Below are 15,071 nucleotides of genomic sequence, written 5' to 3'. Positions count from 1 at the left end.
GGGAGCCGGTCGCGTCCTCGATCCCGCCGCGACGCCGGCTCTCAGGGCCGGGAGGCGCGCGGGACTGCCACGCTGCCCGCGTGCCGCAGAGGATTTCCACTTGCCGTGCATGTGCCCATCGCCCCCCTCGATATCGGTGGCGCGACCGGCGCCGGGCCGGCCACGTTGACGTCGGGAGCAATCCCCGCTGCGGACGATACACCAGGATCGTCACGCAGGGACATACTTCCTCTACGGAGCGTAACTAAAACCGAGAGTTGCGTCTCAACTACGTAGAGTGTTCGTGAGGTTGTCCGTCAGGCAACGGCGACCACGTGCTCCACCGGTTCACCGTCGGCGAACCGCCGCAACTGGGCGCGCAGCAGCCTCTCGGCACGCGGCCGGAACGCGGACGTGGGCCCGCCGGTGTGCGGGCTGACGAGGACCCCGGGGGCGTGCCACAGCGGGTGGCCCGGCGGCAGCGGCTCGGGGTCCGTCACGTCGAGCGCGGCCCGCAGCCGGCCCGGCCGCACCTCGTCCAGCAGGGCTTTCGTGTCCACGACGGCGCCGCGGGCGACGTTCACCAGCAGCGCGCCGTCCTTCATCCGGGCCAGGAACCCGGCATCGACGAGACCGCGGGTGTCGTCGGTCAGCGGGGTCGTCACGATCACCACGTCGGCGGCGGGCAGCAACTCCCGTACGTCGGCGAGGGCGTGGACGGGACCGCGCGGTGTGGTGCGAGGGGAGCGCGCGATGCGCAGAACCCGCTCGCACTCGAAACCGGCGAGCCGGTCTTCCACGGCGCTCCCGATCGCGCCGTAGCCGAGGATCAGCACGGTCTTGTCGGCGAGCGACGGGTGGAAGCCGCCGCGCCACTCCTCCGCGTCCTGGCGGCGTACGAATTCCGGGATGCCGCGCAGCGACGCGAGGGTGAGCGCGAGCGCCAGCTCGGCGGTCGACGCCTCGTGCACCCCGCGGGCGTTGCACAGCCGGGCGCCCGGCGGCAGGGCGGCGAGCACGGGCAGGTAGCCGTCGACGCCGGCGGTGAGGGTCTGGAGCACCTTGAGCGCACGCATCCGCGGCACCGGGTCGTTCGTGATCCGCCGCATGTACGGGGCGACGAAGAAGACGCAGTCAGCCGGGTCGGCGGGGAACTCCGGCTCGGCGTCCCAGTGGACGTAGTCGAGTTCCGTGGGCAGTCCGGCGATCTCGTCCGGCGGAATCGGCAGCCACACCTGTCCATCGCTCATGCCCACGAGGCTAGGTGATCAGCGCGGGGACGAGGGGTCCGAGGGGCGGGTGGGCCGGCCCCGGCCCGTGGGACCGGTGTCGGCGGCAGGGTTTAGTGTGCCTTGCGTGGAGCGCAGGACGATCGGAGCGGCGGCCCTGGGCGTGGGCGCGGTCGGCCTCGGCTGCATGCCGATGAGCTGGGCGTACAGCACCTCGCGGCAGCAGGGCGAGGAGTCCGCGCGCGCCCTGTGCGCTGCGCTCGACGCCGGCGTGAGCCTGCTCGACACCGCCGACATGTACGGGCCGTTCACCAACGAGCTGCTGGTCGGCCGGGTGCTCAGGCAGCGGCGCGGGGAGGCGTTCGTCTCCACCAAGGTCGGCCTGCTCGTCGGCGAGCAGCACGTCGTCGCCAACGGCCGCCCCTCGTACGTCAGACGCGCCTGCGACGCCTCGCTGCGCCGGCTCCAGACCGACGTCATCGACCTCTACCAACTGCACCGCGAGGACCCCGAGGTGCCCGTCGAGGAGACCTGGGGCGCGATGGCGGAGCTGGTGGCGGCGGGAAAGGTGCGCTCGCTGGGGTTCTGCGCGGTCGGCGCCCGGGCGGACCGCCGGGCCGGCGGCGGGATCTACGGCGCGACGATCGGCCGGCTGGGCCGGGTGCAGCAGGTGTTCCCGGTCAGCAGCGTGCAGGCGGAGCTGTCGGTGTGGTCGCCGGAGGCGCTGGCGAGCCTGCTGCCGTGGTGCGAGGAGCGGCAGGTCGGGTTCCTCGCGGCGATGCCGCTGGGGCACGGGTTCCTCACCGGCACGCTCACGCCCGGGCAGGGCTTCGAGCCGGACGACATACGGGCCAGGCACCCGCGGTTCACCGCCGAGATGATGGCGGCGAACCAGCCGGTGGTCGCCGGGCTGCGGCGGGTCGCCGAGCGGCACGGCGCGACGACGGCGCAGGTGGCGCTGGCGTGGGTGCTGGCGCAGGGGGCGCACGTGGTGCCGGTGCCGGGAGCGAAGCGGGCGCGGTGGGCGGTGGAGAACGCCCGGGCGGCGGGGCTGCGGCTGGAGCCGGCGGACCTGGCGGAGATCGCGGCGCTGCCGGCGGCGCAGGGGTCGTGGGAGTAGGGACGGTTAGCAGGGGCGTGGGGGCAGTCGCGGGGGCGGGGGCGCGGGCGGGGCGGCCGGTGCGTACCGGAGCGGGCGGGTGCGCTCGTACGGGCGCGCGGCCCTCGCCCGTACGGGCGGGAACGCCCCACGGGCGCGCGGTGTACGTACGGTTGTGATGTGCTGGGTACGTTCCGGCCGCCGCCCGCAAGGAGAACCGTCCCGTGAGAGCCCGCGCCGTCGTCGCCCGGCTGGCAGCCGCCGCCGCACTCGTGCTCGCCGCCGGCTGCTCGTCGGGAGACGACGACTCGGGCAGCCCGTCCGAGGAGTCCTCTTCCTCCGCCGCCGCGCCCGCCGGCAGCGGCGGCTCCGCAGGCGAGGGCTCCCCGCCGCCGGACAAGGGCTCCGCGAAGGTCGTCGGCACCGTCGCCGAGGGACTGAAGACGCCGTGGGGCCTGGCCGAGCTGCCCGGCGGCGACCTGCTGGTCTCCTCCCGCGACAGCGGCACCGTCTACCACGTCGCCGCGGAGGGCGGGAAGGTCACCGAGGCCGGCCAGGTGCCCGGCGTGCAGCGCGAGCCGGGCAACGAGGGCGGGCTGCTGGGCCTCGCGCTCGGCGCCGACGAGATGGTCTACGCCTACCTCACCTCCGACAGCGACAACCGCATCGTGCGGATGACGTACGACGCGGACGGGCCCGAGGGCAACCGGCTGGGCGCACCGGACACCGTCTTCCGCGGCATCCCCAAGGGCGGCCGGCACAACGGCGGGCGGATCGCGTTCGGCCCGGACAAGATGCTCTACGTCGGCACCGGCGAGGCCGGCGACCCGGCGCTGGCGCAGGACGAGGAGTCGCTGGGCGGCAAGATCCTGCGGATGACGCCCGACGGTGAACCGGCGCGCGGCAACCCCGACGCGGGGTCGGTGGTGTACTCGTACGGCCACCGCAACGTGCAGGGGCTGGCCTGGGACGACGACAAGCGGCTGTGGGCGGCGGAGTTCGGCGACCAGCAGTGGGACGAGCTGAACCTGATCGAGCCCGGCAGGAACTACGGCTGGCCGGAGGCGGAGGGCAAGGAGAACCGCGAGGGCCTGGTCGACCCCGTCGTGCAGTGGGCCACCCCGGACGCCTCGCCGAGCGGCATCGCGTACGCGGACGGGTCGATCTGGATGGCGTCGCTGCGCGGCGAGCGGCTGTGGCGGATCCCGCTGGACGGGACGAAGGCGTCGGCGGACCCCCAGGCGTTCCTGGACGGCGAGTACGGGCGGCTGCGCACGGTGCAGCGGGCCTCCGACGGCGAGCTGCTGCTGATCAACAACGAGACGGACCTGCGCGGCTCCCCGGAGAGGGGCGACGACCGCATCCTGCGGCTGGAGGTCGGCTAAGGCATCGGCCGGGGCGTACGCCCGCGCGCCCGGCGGCGGCCCGCTCTCACCCGCCGTCGAACAGCCGCAGCCGGTGCGCCACCGCCGCCGCCTCCCCGCGCACCGCCACCCCCAGCTTCGCCAGAATGTTGGACACATGCACACTCGCCGTCTTGGGCGAGATGAACAGCTCCTCGGCGATCTGCCGGTTGCTCCGCCCCGCCGCCACCAGCCGGAGCACGTCCGCCTCGCGGGCCGTCAGCCCCAGCGCCTCCGCCGGGTCCGCCGGCTCCGCCGGGGCGGCGTCCGGGGTCAGGGCGATCCGGGCGCGGGCCGCCAGCGCCTCGGCGTCGCGGGCGAGGCCCGCCGCGCCGAGGGCCGTCGCCGTTTCGTACGCGCGTCGCAGCGCCTGCGCCGCGCCGTCCCGCGCGGCGGTCGTGGCCGTCCCCGTGCCGGGGCCGGCGCTTGCGAGCGCCGACTCCGCCCGGCGGTAACGGGTCAGCGCCTGCTGGTACGGCCACCCGAGGTCCGCCCACGCCGCCTCGGCCTCCGCCCAGCGGGCCGTCGCGTCGCGGCCCTCCGCGGCGAGCAGCTCCGCCTCGGTCATCAGCGCCTGCGCCTCCCACGGCGGCGCGAACCGCGGCAGGTTGCGCATCGCCTCGCGGATCCGGGTCAGCGCCGCGGGCCGCCCCGCCTCCGCCGCGGGCAGGCCGCGCAGCCGGGCCTCGGCGGCGGCCGTGGCGTACAGCAGCGGCCAGGCGTAGCGCTGCATGCCCAGCCGCAGCCCGTCGCCGACCGCCTGCCCGAACGCGGCGCGCACCTCCTCGACCCGCCCGTCGGCGGCGGCCAGCCGGATCGTCATCTCGGCCCGCGGCAGCTCGTACTGCGGCTGCCGGTCGTTGCCGAACTCCTCCCGGGCCGCGGTCAGTTCGGCGCGCGCGCCGGCGTGGTCCCCGCGCAGCAGCGCCAGCAGCGCCCGGTCCATCAGCGCGCTGCCGCGCAACTGCGTGCTGCGCGCGGTGCGCAACTGCGCGGCGACGGCCTCCTCGGCGTCGGCCCAGCGGCCCAGCGACAGCAGAGCGCCTGCCCGGTTGCCGTGGCTGAGGGAGAGGAAGACCGCGAGGCCCGAGTCGGTGAGCGCCTCGATCGCCTCCTCCGCCGCGGCCACCGACTCCCGGGACCTGCCGACGCCTTCGAGGGCCGAGGGCATGTTGGCGTACGCCCGGGCGGCGGCCACCGTCAGGCCGCCGGCCAGCGCCCGTTCCCGTACCGCGTGGAACTCCGCGATGCCGCCCTCGACGTCACCGGAGTCGACCATCATCCAGGCCCGCGGGATGCGTACGGTCAGCTCGGTCTCCTCGGCGCCGACCAGGCGGGCCAACTGCACGGCGCGCTCCGCGGCCTCGATGGCGTCGGCGCCCGGAGTGTGCATCGCCTGCCAGTTGGCGACCTCGGCGTGGACCAGCGCGTGCACCGGCGACGGCGGCAGACCGCGGACCAGCTCCTGGGCCCGTTCCAGGTCCTCGCGGCCGTCGCCGCGGCCGAGGCCCTGGAGGCAGCGGGCGCGCTCGACGCGGAACCACGCGGCGCGCAGCGGTGAGCGGGTGCCGAGCAGCCGCAGCGCGCGGTCGCCGAGCGTGATCGCCCGGCCGAACGCGGAGGCGAGCCGGGCCGCGAACACCGTCTCGGCCAGCAGGTCGGCGAACTCGGGCCGGTCGGCGCGCGGGTAGACGCCGCCGGAGTCCGGCACGGTACGGGCCTCGGGCGGCGCCTCGTCCCACAGCGCCACGGCCCGCTCCAGCAGCCCGAGCTGGTCGGCGAAGGCGTGCCGGGCGCGGGCGTCCGCGGCGGCGGCGAGCACGGCGGGCAGGGCGCGGGCGGGGTCGCCGGCCAGGTACCAGTAGCCGGCCAGCCGGGAGGGGCGCTCCTCGGCCCGTACGAGCCCGGGGTCGGCCTCCAGCGCCTCGGCGAAGCGGCGGCTGAGGCGGGTGCGCTCGCCGGGCAGCAGGTCGTCGGAGACGGCCTCGCGCATGAGCGCGTGCCGGAAGCGGTACGCGTCCACCCGTTCGTCGGCGGGGAGCAGCACGCCGGCGCCGATGGCGGTGCGCAGCGCGTCGAACAGCTCGTCCTCGCCGAGCCCGGAGACGGCGGCGAGCAGCGCGGCATCGACGCGGTCGCCGCCGACCGCGGCCAGCGCGACGATCCGGCGGGCGGGGTCGGGCAGCGCCTCGGCCCGTACGAGCAGCAGGTCGCGCAGCGACTCGCCGATCCCGGCGACCGGCCGGCCGCCGAACGCGGCGTCCGGACCGCCCCCACCGGCCGCCCCGATGCCCGCGGCCAGTTCCTCCACGAAGAACGCGTTGCCGTCCGAGCGCCCGTAGACCTCCGCGACCAGGTCCTCCGTCGGCTCGCCGCCGCGCAGCCCGGCGAGCTGGCTGCGCACCTCCGCGCGGCTGAACCGGGCCAGCTCGAAGCGGTGCACGCCGCGCAGCCGGTCCAGCTCGGCGAGGGCGGGGCGCAGCGGGTGGCGGCGGTGCAGGTCGTCGGAGCGGTAGGTGGCGACGCACAGCAGCCGGGCGGCCTGTACGGAGCGCAGCAGGTAGCCGAGGAGTTCGCGGGTGGAGTTGTCGGCCCAGTGCAGGTCCTCGACGACCAGCACGAGCACCTGTTCGCCGGCCAGCTTCTCCAGCATCCGGGCGGCCAGCTCGTACAGCCGCGCCCGCCCGGCCTCGCCCTGCGCGGCGGCCGGGAGGTCGGGGATCGGCCCCAGCTCGGGCAGCAGCCGGGCCAGCTCGCCCTGCTGCCCGGCGACGGCCTCGTCCAGCCGGTCGCCGAGGCGGCGGCGCAGGGCGCGCAGCGCGGTGGAGAACGGCGCGAAGGGCAGGCCGTCGGCGCCGGACTCGATGCAGTTGCCGACGGCGGTCACCGCGCCGGCCTTCTCGGCGCGGGCCAGGAACTCCTCGACCAGCCGGGACTTGCCGACGCCCGCCTCGCCGCCGACGAGGACGGCGCACGGCTCGCCGGCGGCCGCCCGGTCGTACGCCTCCGTCAGCGCGCCAAGCTCGGCGGCGCGGCCGACGAAGACCCCGCCGGACCGTAGGCCGGCGTCCGCGCCGGCCGGCTCCGGGGGCTCCAGGGACTCCACGCGACCGAGCATCGCACGTCACACGGCCGGGCGCGGCGCCGGACGGGAAGTCGGGCGGGGAGCCGGGAGGGGGCCTCGGGGACCGGCCGGCGGGCGGGTGCGGGGCGGGCGTAAGGGGCCGTGGGAGGGGGCCTTAGGCCGCGCGGCCCGGCTGAGGCGGGCATCTAAGGCACCGCGTACGCGGAGATGAGGAAGTCGCCCGATGTGCCGCACCCCCCTGGGAGACGAGTCTTGAGGCACAGGGAGAACACGGCAGCCAGGCCGACTCACAGGGGAGCGAAGATGTACGACTACGAGATCCACCGGGCCCGTTCCGCCGAGCTGCGCCGCAGCGCCGACGAGTACCGGAGGGCGCGCAGCGCCGTCGCCGGCCGCCGGGCGCGCCGGGGCCGGGACGCCGACGCGGGCGGTGCCGCCGCCCGCCGCGGGAGCTGGGTGAAGGCGGCCTGAGGATGGCCGCCCCGCCGGCACCTGTCGCCGGGGCCGAGGCGCATGACATCCTCGGCGGCGTGAAAGCCGTCCGCCTCAGCCCCGTACTCGCAGGCCGCACGGAAGAACTGACGACTCTCGACGCCGCGCTCGCCCGCGCCTCCGCGGGCGAGCCGCAGGCGTTGGTGGTGGCGGGCGGGGCCGGCGTCGGCAAGACGCGGCTGGTGGAGGAGTTCCTGACCGCCGCGCGCGCCGCGGGCGCGGTCACCGCGGCCGGCGGCTGCGTCGAGCTGGGCGCCGACGGGCTGCCGTTCGCCCCGTTCACCACCGCCCTGCGGGCCCTCCAGCGCGAGCTGGGCGACGACGCCATCTCCGCGGCCGTCGCCGGCCGCGAGGAGGAGCTGTCCCGGCTGCTGCCGGACGCCTCGTACGCGCCCCCGGACGGCGCCCCGCCGCACGAGCGCGACGGCCGCACCCGCCTGTTCGAGCTGACCGCGCAGAGCCTGGAGCGGCTGGCCGCCGACCGCACCGTCGTGCTCGCCCTGGAGGACCTGCACTGGTCCGACCGCTCCACCCGCGAGCTGCTCTCCTACCTCTTCCGCACCCTCCAGGCCACCCGGCTCGTGCTGCTGGCGACGTACCGCTCCGACGACGTCCACCGCCGCCACCCCCTGCGCCCCTTCCTCGCCGAGCTGGACCGGCTGCGCTCCGTACGCCGCATCGAGCTGGCGCCGCTCAGCCGCGACGAGGTCGCCGCCCAGCTCACCGGCATCCACGGCACCGTGCCCGCGCCCTCCCACGCCGACGACATCTTCCGGCGCAGCGAGGGCAACCCGTTCTTCGTCGAGGAGCTGTCGGCCAACCCCGATTGCAGCCTCAGCGAGTCGCTGCGCGACCTGCTGCTCGTACGTGTCGAGCGGCTGCCCGAGCCCGCGCAGCGGGTGGTGCGGGTCGCCGCCGAGGCCGGCAGCCACGCGGAGCACGCGCTGCTGGCCGCGGTCACCGGCGAGGGCGAGGACGCGCTGCTGGAGTCGCTGCGCGCGGCCGTCGCCGACAACGTGCTCGTACCCGACGAGGACGGCGAGTCGTACCGCTTCCGGCACGCCCTGCTGCGCGAGGCGGTCCGCGACGACCTGCTGCCCGGCGAGCGCTCCCGGCTCAACCGCCGCTACGCCGAGGTGCTCCAGGCCGACCCCACGCTCGTCCGGGCCGAGCAGCGGCTCACCCGCATCGCCCGGCACTGGCACCACGGCCGCGACAGCGCGCGGGCGCTGCCCGCGGTGCTGGCGGCGGCGGTGGAGTCCCGCTGCCGGCACGCGTTCGCCGAGCAGTACGAGCTGCTGAAGCGGGCGATGGAGCTGTGGGACGACGTCCCCGACGAGGTACGCGCCCGGCTGCGGCCCGCCGACGGGATCGAGGACTACGAGCCGTGCGCGCCGGACACCCCGCTCACCGAGCTGGACCTGCTCGCCGAGACCGTCGTCGCCGCCCGGCTCGCGGACGAGCGGGACCGGGCGCTGGCGCTGACCCGGCGCGCGCTGGAGGCCATCGACGAGCGGGCCGAGCCGCTGCGCGCGGCGTGGTTCTGGGTGCAGCGGCACTGGCTGGTGGAGCAACTGGCGCGCGGCGACGGCCGCACCGAACTGGACCATGCGCTGCGGCTGGTACGCGACCTGCCGCCGTCGCGGGTGCCGGCGCTGGCGCTGACGGCCGCCGCGAGCTGGGAGATGCTGCACCGGCCCGGCCGGCCGGAGGGGCTGGCCGCCGCCGAGCTGGCGGTACGGACCGCCGCCGCGGCCGGCCAGGAGAACCTGGAGCTGAACGCCCGGGTGATGCTGGGCATCCACCTGGAGGACTCCGGCCGGGAAGACGTCGGCCTGGACATCCTGCGCGAGGCCCGCGACCGGGCCCGGCGCGGCGGCGACTACACGGCGGCGGCGCGGGCGGAGCTGAACCTGTCCGCGGCGCTGGAGAACCTGGGCCGCTCCCGGGAGGCGGCGGAGGTCGCGGCGGACGCGGCGCGGGCGGCGGCGAGCCGCGGGCGGCGCGACCAGGTGGCGTTCTCGCTCGGCAACCAGATGGACTCGCTGGTGGCGATGGGCCGCTGGGAAGAGGCGGAGCGCGTCGCCGACCGGGCGGAGCGGGACGCGGTCGTCGCCCTGACGTACGGCAACCTGGCGCAGGCCCGCGCCCGGCTGGCGCTGTTCCGCGGCGACGTGCCCCGGGCGGAGGCGCTGCTCGCCGCCGCGCGGGACCGGCTCGGGCCGCAGCAGACGCAGCCGCAGATGGCGATCCCGCTGAGCACGCTGACGGCGGCGGTCGCGGCGGCGCGCGGCGACCTGACGGGCGCCCGCGAGGAGGCCGCCCGCGCCATCGACGCGGGGCTGGCGCCGGGCGTACACCGGTACGCCTGGCTGCTGTTGCTCGTCGCGGCGGAGGCCGAGGGCGACGGGCGGCGGGTGCCGGCGTTCGCGCGGGGCAGCGCGGCGGCGCTGGCACGGGTCCGGGACGCGGCGGCCGGGCTGTCCCGCTCGGCGCCGGTGTGGGCGGCGCACGCGCTCTTCCTCGACGCGCAGTCGGCCCGTGCCGCCGGCGACGCCGATCCGCTGCCGTGGGCCGCCGCGGCGGCGGCGTTCGAGCCGCTGGACCGGCCGTACGAACTGGCCCGGGTCCGGCACCGCTGGGCGGAGGCGCTGCTCACCGCCGGCGGCGACCGGGAGCGCGCGGCGAGCCTGCTCGCCGACGCCCACGCGGCGGCGTCCGCCCTCGGCGCCACCCCCCTGCGCACCGCGGTCACCGCGCTCGCCTCCCGCGCCCGTCTCTCCCTGGGCGGCCCGGACCCGGCCCCGGCGGACCCGGTGCGGGCGCTGGGGCTGACATCGCGGGAGCAGGAGGTGCTGAAGCTCGTGACGGACGGGCGGAGCAACCGGCAGATCGCCGAGGAGCTGTTCATCTCGCCGAAGACGGCGAGCGTGCACGTCTCCAACCTGATGGCCAAGCTGGGGGTCTCGGGCCGCGGCGAGGCGGCGGCAACGGCGCACCGGCTGCGCCTCTTCGAGGACGCCTAGGCCGGCTCACCGGCTCACCGGCTGTCGGAGGTGCCGGAGGTGCCGGAGGCGCGGGGGCTGCCGGGGGCGGGCGGTGGCGGCTCGGCGCGTACGGACGTCACGCGCGGTGCGTACGGCAGCGACCGCCCGGTGCGGACGAGCGTCCGCAGCATGCCGGCACCGGCCACCACGGCGGCCAGATGCAGCACCGCGGCGACGGCGGGGGCCTCCGGCAGAGTGACCTCGGCCGGGCGGGCAAGCGCGACGACGAGGGTGACGGGGAGCTTCCAGCCGCTCCAGGCGAACAGCGAGCCGGAGCCGAGCCAGCCGACCGCCAGCGGGAGCCACCGGGGCAGCCCGGCGGGCCGGGCCCGGGCGACGGCCAGGACGGCGGCGGCGCCGGCCAGCGCCCACCCGGCGCCCAGGCCGGTCAGCAGGTGCCAGTCGGCCTCCCGCTGGTCCGGGCGGTCGAGTCCGTACGTACCGCCGGCCGCCCAGTACAGCCAGACGAGGCCGACCGCGGCGGCGACCGCGGCCGGCCAGGACGGCGCCGCCCCGGTCCCCTCCCCCACCCGCCCGGCGAACGCCTCCGGCCACCGCCGCCGCAGGTAGGCGGGGAGCGCGACGGCCAGGCCGAGGCCCATGCCCACGAAGCCCGTCTGCACCAGGGCGCCCGTCCAGCCGGGCATGGCGCCGTCCCCGCCGTCGCCGGGCGGGTCCGCCTCCCCGGTGGGCAGCAGCGTGGTGAGCACGGCGTACGGCAGGATCGAGACCAGGAACCCCGCACCCGTCCAGGCGCAGAACAGCACCGGCCGGCCGGGGATCCGCATCCCCCACGGCCGCACCAGCGCAAGCGCCAGCGCGATACCGATCCCCGCCATGCCCACGGTCACGGCGTTGAGGAGCACCCAGCCGGACCGGCTGTAGCCCTCGGGGACCAGCTCCAGCCGCAGCAGCGAGCCGGCCGCCCACGACACCTTGATCACCAGGTACGGCAGCAGGGCCAGGGCGGCCGCGTAGGCCGCCCACCGTCCGGCCCGGTCCCAGCGTTCCATCCGAATCCCCCAGCATCCCGGCGGCCTTCAGCTTCGGCCGCCGCGCCGCCCGGAGACGTCAACCCGGGGAACCAAGTGCCTCCCCCGCCCGGCGGGTACGGGCTCCTCCGCCGGGCGGGCACGACGCCCGACGTAAGGCACCTCAGACCCCGGCGGCTGCGGATCGCCACCGCCTTAGGCGTGTACGGGCGGGTAGGGCCCCCGGGTAAGGCGGCGGGCGCGCGGAGATGCGGAAGTCTCCCGATGTGGCGGACCCCCCTGGGCGGCGAAGCTGGACTCACACCGCAAGGGACCAGCCGAAACCACGGGGAGAACGACATGTTCGCGTACCAGATGCACGAGACCCGCTCCGCCGACCTGCGCCGCGAGGCAGCCGAGTACCGGCTGGCCCGCGAGGCCGCCACCGCCCGCCGGGAGCGGCGCCGCGAGGCCCGCCGGGCCCGCGTGGCCGCCCGCTGGGTGAAGGCCGCGTGAGGTGACGGCCCGAACGAACGCCGGCCCCCGGGCCGGCACCGGAGAGCGCCCACCCGCACCGTGCGGGTCGGGCGCTCTCGTCGTCCGTGCCCCTGTCGCGCCGCCCGGCCGGGAACCGCGTCCCCGCCGGGCCGCCCTCGATTCGTAGCCCTGTGCGATGCTCTCAACTGTGACGATCTCGTGCGTGAGCCCCGTTCTCGTCGGCCGGAGCGACGAGCTGCGCTCGCTTGCCACCGCGCTGGAGCGGGCCGGCGCCGGCGTGCCGCAGGCCGTGCTGGTCGGCGGCGAGGCCGGGGTGGGCAAGACCCGGCTGCTGGAGGAGTTCGCCGCCCGCGCCGAGCGGGCCGGCGCCGTGGTGGCCGTCGGCGGCTGTCTGGAACTGGGCGCCGAGGGGCTGCCGTTCGCGCCGTTCGCCACCGCGCTGCGCGCGCTGCACCGCGCGCTCGGCGACGAACTGGTGCACGCCGCCCGCGGCGGCGAGGCCGAGCTGGCCCGGCTGCTGCCCGAGCTGGCCGGGTCCGGCCGCGGCGGCGAGCCCGCGGACCGGCACGACGCCGGCGCCAAGGCCCGGCTCTTCGAGCACGCCGCCCGGCTGCTGGAGCGGCTGGCCGCCGAGCGGACGGTGGTGCTGGCGCTGGAGGACCTGCACTGGTCCGACCGCTCCACCCGCGAGCTGCTCGGCTATCTGATCCGCTCCCTCCAGGGCGCCCGCGTCATGCTGCTGGGCACGTACCGCTCCGACGACATCCACCGCCGCCACCCGCTGCGGCCCTTCCTCGCCGAGCTGGAGCGGCTGCGCACGGTGCAGCGGGTGGAGCTGGCGCGCTTCACGCGGCAGGAGGTCATCGGCCAGATCACCGCGATCCAGGGCGCCGGGCCGCTGCCCCACCTGGTCGACACGATCTTCCAGCGCTCGGACGGCAACCCGTTCTTCGTCGAGGAGCTGACCGCCCTGCTGGACTGCGGCGGCTCGCCGGACGCGCTGTCGGAGTCGCTGCGCGACCTGCTGCTCGTCCGGGTCGAGACCCTGCCGGAGGCGACGCAGCGGGTGCTGCGGACCGCCGCGGAGGCCGGTTCGACCGTGGAGTTCCGGCTGCTGCTCGCCGTGTCGGGGCTGGGCGAGGAGGAGCTGATCGAGGCGCTGCGGCCCGCGGTCGACGCCGGCATCCTGCTGCCCGCCGCGGAGGGCCCGGGCGCCGACAGCTACCGCTTCCGGCACGCGCTCCTGCGCGAGGCCACCGGCGACGACCTGCTGCCCGGCGAGCGCTCCCGGCTGCACAGGCGGTACGCCGAGGCGCTGGCGGCCGACCCCGCGCTGGTCCGCCCGGAGGAGCACGCCGCCCGGCTGGCCAGCCACTGGTACCACGCCCGCGACGCCGCCCGGGCGCTGCCCGCCACCCTCAAGGCGGCCGACGAGGCGGGCATGCGGCACGCGTTCGCCGAGCAACTGGCGATGCTGCGGCGGGCCGTCGAGCTGTGGGACGAGGTGCCGGAGGAGCAGTTGCGCCACCTGCCGGCCGCGCGCTACGCCGAGTCGTACCCGCTCTGCCGCTGCGCCGAGGAACCCCACCTGCACTTCCTCGACCTGCTCGCCGAGGCCGCCGTCGCCGCCCGGCTGGACGACGCGCACGAGCAGGCGCGCACGCTGGGCCGCCGGGCGCTGGAGCTGCTGGACGAAAAGACGGAGCCGGAGCGCGCGGCGTGGTTCTGGCTGGAGCGGCAGTGGCAGGTCGTCAACAGCGGCGGCGGCGACGGCTGGGCGGAGCTGGGCAAGGCGCAGGAGCTGGTGGCGGACCGGCCGCCGTCGTCCGTCAAGGCGGACGTGCTGGCGACGGCCGCGCTGTGGAAGATGCTGCACAGCCCGGACCCGGCGAGCATCCCGCTGGCGGAGAGCGCGGTGGAGCAGGCCCGGCTGGTCGGTGCCACGGAGGTCGAGCTGCACGCGCGGATCACGCTGGCCACGCTGCGTACGCACGCCGCCGACGTCGACCGCGGGATCGCCGAGCTGTACGAGCTGCGCGAGGCCGCCAACCGCTGCGGCGCCCCGACCGTCGTCGGCCGGGCGCACAACAACCTGGCGTCCGTACTGGAGATGACCGGCCGCTCCCGCGAGGCCATCGAGGCGGCGCGGGCGGGTCTCGCGGCGGCCCGCGAGCAGGGCCTGCGCGACTCGATCGCCTTCATCGGGTGCAACATGGTCGACGCGATGATCTCCGTCGGCGAGTGGGACGCCGCCGAGCGGGACCTGGCCCGGCTGCGGTCGTACGGGGCCCAGGCCCGTACCCGCGCGTTCGCGGCGCTGGCCGCCGCCTGGCTGGCGCTCTTCCGGGGCGAACTGGACCGGGCCGATGAACTGCTCACGGGGGCGCGCGCGGAGGCCGGCGCGAGCGTCGCGGAGCCGCAGAGCGGCTTCCGGGTGGTGCAGATCGAGGCGCGGATCATGATGGAGCGCGGGCGGTACGACGAGGCGCGCGCGGTGCTCACCGAAGGGCTGGCGAAGCTGCCGGAGCTGGGACACGAGTCCTATCTATGGCAGCTTCTGGTCTCCGCGGCGGCGGCCGAGGGCGACGTGCACGGGCTGCCGGGGACGGTGGCGGGCCGCGACGAGCTGCTGGACCGGCTGGAGCGCGCGGCGGGGCAGTTGGACACGCCGACGCCGGTGTGGGCGGCGTGGCGGCGGTACTTCACCGCGGAGCTGGGCCGGGCGCGGGGCCGCTCGGAGGTGGCGCTCTGGGAGTCGGCGGCGTCGGCGCTGGAGGCGCTGGAGCGGCCGTACGAGCTGGGCTGGGTGCGGTTCCGGTGGGCGGAGGCGCTGCTCGCGGGCGGTACGGGTGCGGCCGTACGGGAGCGGGCGGCGCGGCTGCTCGCGCAGGCGCACGCGACGGCGGACACGCTGGGCGCGGCGCCGCTGCGCGACGGCGTCGAGCAGTTGGCGGCGCGCGCCCGGATCCCGCTCACGGGTCCCGCCGACGCCGCCGCGGCGGCGGAGCCGGCGGACCCGGCGGAGGCGCTGGGGCTGACGGCCCGGGAGACGGACGTGCTGCGGCGGGTGGCGGCGGGGCGGAGCAACCGGCAGATCGCCGAGGAGTTGTTCATCTCGCCGAAGACGGCGAGCGTGCACGTCTCCAACCTGATGGCCAAGCTCGGGGTCTCCAACCGGGGCGAGGCGGCGGCGGTGGCGCACCGGCTGCGCCTCTTCGAAAGCGCCTGACCCCGGGCCGCACCCGCCGGGGCCGGGCGCCGGTGCCAG

General features: G+C 76.9%; 9 protein-coding genes. 6 read left to right on the top strand and 3 right to left on the bottom strand.

Translation table 11 applies throughout. The features are described 5' to 3' along the window. Window positions 1–296: 296 nt before the first annotated feature. A complete protein-coding gene (locus QBL21_RS08430) occupies window positions 297–1,214 on the bottom strand; it encodes a 2-hydroxyacid dehydrogenase (protein ID WP_407566348.1) in 918 nt (305 codons plus the stop codon). A 121-nt stretch (window positions 1,215–1,335) separates the two neighbouring features. Here QBL21_RS08430 and QBL21_RS08425 point away from each other — a divergent pair, with 121 nt between their 5' ends. Then, window positions 1,336–2,328 carry an aldo/keto reductase gene (locus QBL21_RS08425; protein ID WP_407561391.1) on the top strand — a complete coding sequence of 331 codons (993 nt, stop codon included), beginning with the start codon at window positions 1,336–1,338 and terminating at the stop codon, window positions 2,326–2,328. A gap of 203 nt (window positions 2,329–2,531) precedes the next feature. Further along, entirely contained in the window at window positions 2,532–3,692 is a 1,161-nt protein-coding gene (locus QBL21_RS08420; RefSeq protein ID WP_407561390.1) for a PQQ-dependent sugar dehydrogenase, read from the top strand. Between the two features lie 46 nt (window positions 3,693–3,738). Here the strand turns inward: QBL21_RS08420 and QBL21_RS08415 are convergent, their stop codons facing one another. Then, window positions 3,739–6,828 (bottom strand): AAA family ATPase, encoded by a 3,090-nt coding sequence (locus QBL21_RS08415; protein WP_407561389.1) that lies wholly within the window; start codon window positions 6,826–6,828, stop codon window positions 3,739–3,741. Between the two features lie 270 nt (window positions 6,829–7,098). Between QBL21_RS08415 and QBL21_RS08410 the strand changes: the two genes are divergently transcribed. Beyond that, the gene (locus tag QBL21_RS08410; protein ID WP_407561388.1) at window positions 7,099–7,266 is read left to right on the top strand and encodes a hypothetical protein; all 168 of its coding nucleotides are present in this window, start codon (window positions 7,099–7,101) and stop codon (window positions 7,264–7,266) included. Window positions 7,267–7,268: 2 nt separating this feature from the next. Continuing rightward, on the top strand, window positions 7,269–10,313 hold the full coding sequence (locus QBL21_RS08405) for an ATP-binding protein (protein ID WP_407561387.1): 3,045 nt from the start codon (window positions 7,269–7,271) through the stop codon (window positions 10,311–10,313). Window positions 10,314–10,327: 14 nt separating this feature from the next. Here QBL21_RS08405 and QBL21_RS08400 read toward each other — a convergent pair whose 3' ends face one another. Beyond that, the gene (locus tag QBL21_RS08400; RefSeq protein ID WP_407561386.1) at window positions 10,328–11,347 is read right to left on the bottom strand and encodes a hypothetical protein; all 1,020 of its coding nucleotides are present in this window, start codon (window positions 11,345–11,347) and stop codon (window positions 10,328–10,330) included. 318 nt (window positions 11,348–11,665) lie between these two features. On the opposite strand from QBL21_RS08400, the gene QBL21_RS08395 reads away from it, so the two are divergent. Continuing rightward, window positions 11,666–11,821 carry a hypothetical protein gene (locus tag QBL21_RS08395; protein WP_407561385.1) on the top strand — a complete coding sequence of 52 codons (156 nt, stop codon included), beginning with the start codon at window positions 11,666–11,668 and terminating at the stop codon, window positions 11,819–11,821. A gap of 157 nt (window positions 11,822–11,978) precedes the next feature. Further along, on the top strand, window positions 11,979–15,032 hold the full coding sequence (locus QBL21_RS08390) for a helix-turn-helix transcriptional regulator (protein ID WP_407561384.1): 3,054 nt from the start codon (window positions 11,979–11,981) through the stop codon (window positions 15,030–15,032). The last annotated feature ends 39 nt before the right edge of the window (window positions 15,033–15,071 follow it).

The organism is Streptomyces sp. 184 (genome assembly GCF_045781775.1).
In the GTDB taxonomy this organism is placed as follows: Bacteria; Actinomycetota; Actinomycetes; order Streptomycetales; family Streptomycetaceae; genus Streptomyces.
The sequence above is the reverse complement of the archived record's forward strand: the minus strand, read 5'-3'. Positions and strand labels throughout refer to the sequence as shown.

Bases quoted from the DNA above. Each gene is read 5' to 3' on its own strand.
- QBL21_RS08400 (WP_407561386.1), bottom strand. From the start codon at position 11,347: ATGGAACGCTGGGACCGGGCCGGACGGTGGGCGGCCTACGCGGCCGCC.
- QBL21_RS08395 (WP_407561385.1), top strand. From the start codon at position 11,666: ATGTTCGCGTACCAGATGCACGAGACCCGCTCCGCCGACCTGCGCCGC.
- QBL21_RS08405 (WP_407561387.1), top strand. From the start codon at position 7,269: ATGGCCGCCCCGCCGGCACCTGTCGCCGGGGCCGAGGCGCATGACATC.
- QBL21_RS08390 (WP_407561384.1), top strand. From the start codon at position 11,979: ATGCTCTCAACTGTGACGATCTCGTGCGTGAGCCCCGTTCTCGTCGGC.
- QBL21_RS08415 (WP_407561389.1), bottom strand. From the start codon at position 6,828: ATGCTCGGTCGCGTGGAGTCCCTGGAGCCCCCGGAGCCGGCCGGCGCG.
- QBL21_RS08410 (WP_407561388.1), top strand. From the start codon at position 7,099: ATGTACGACTACGAGATCCACCGGGCCCGTTCCGCCGAGCTGCGCCGC.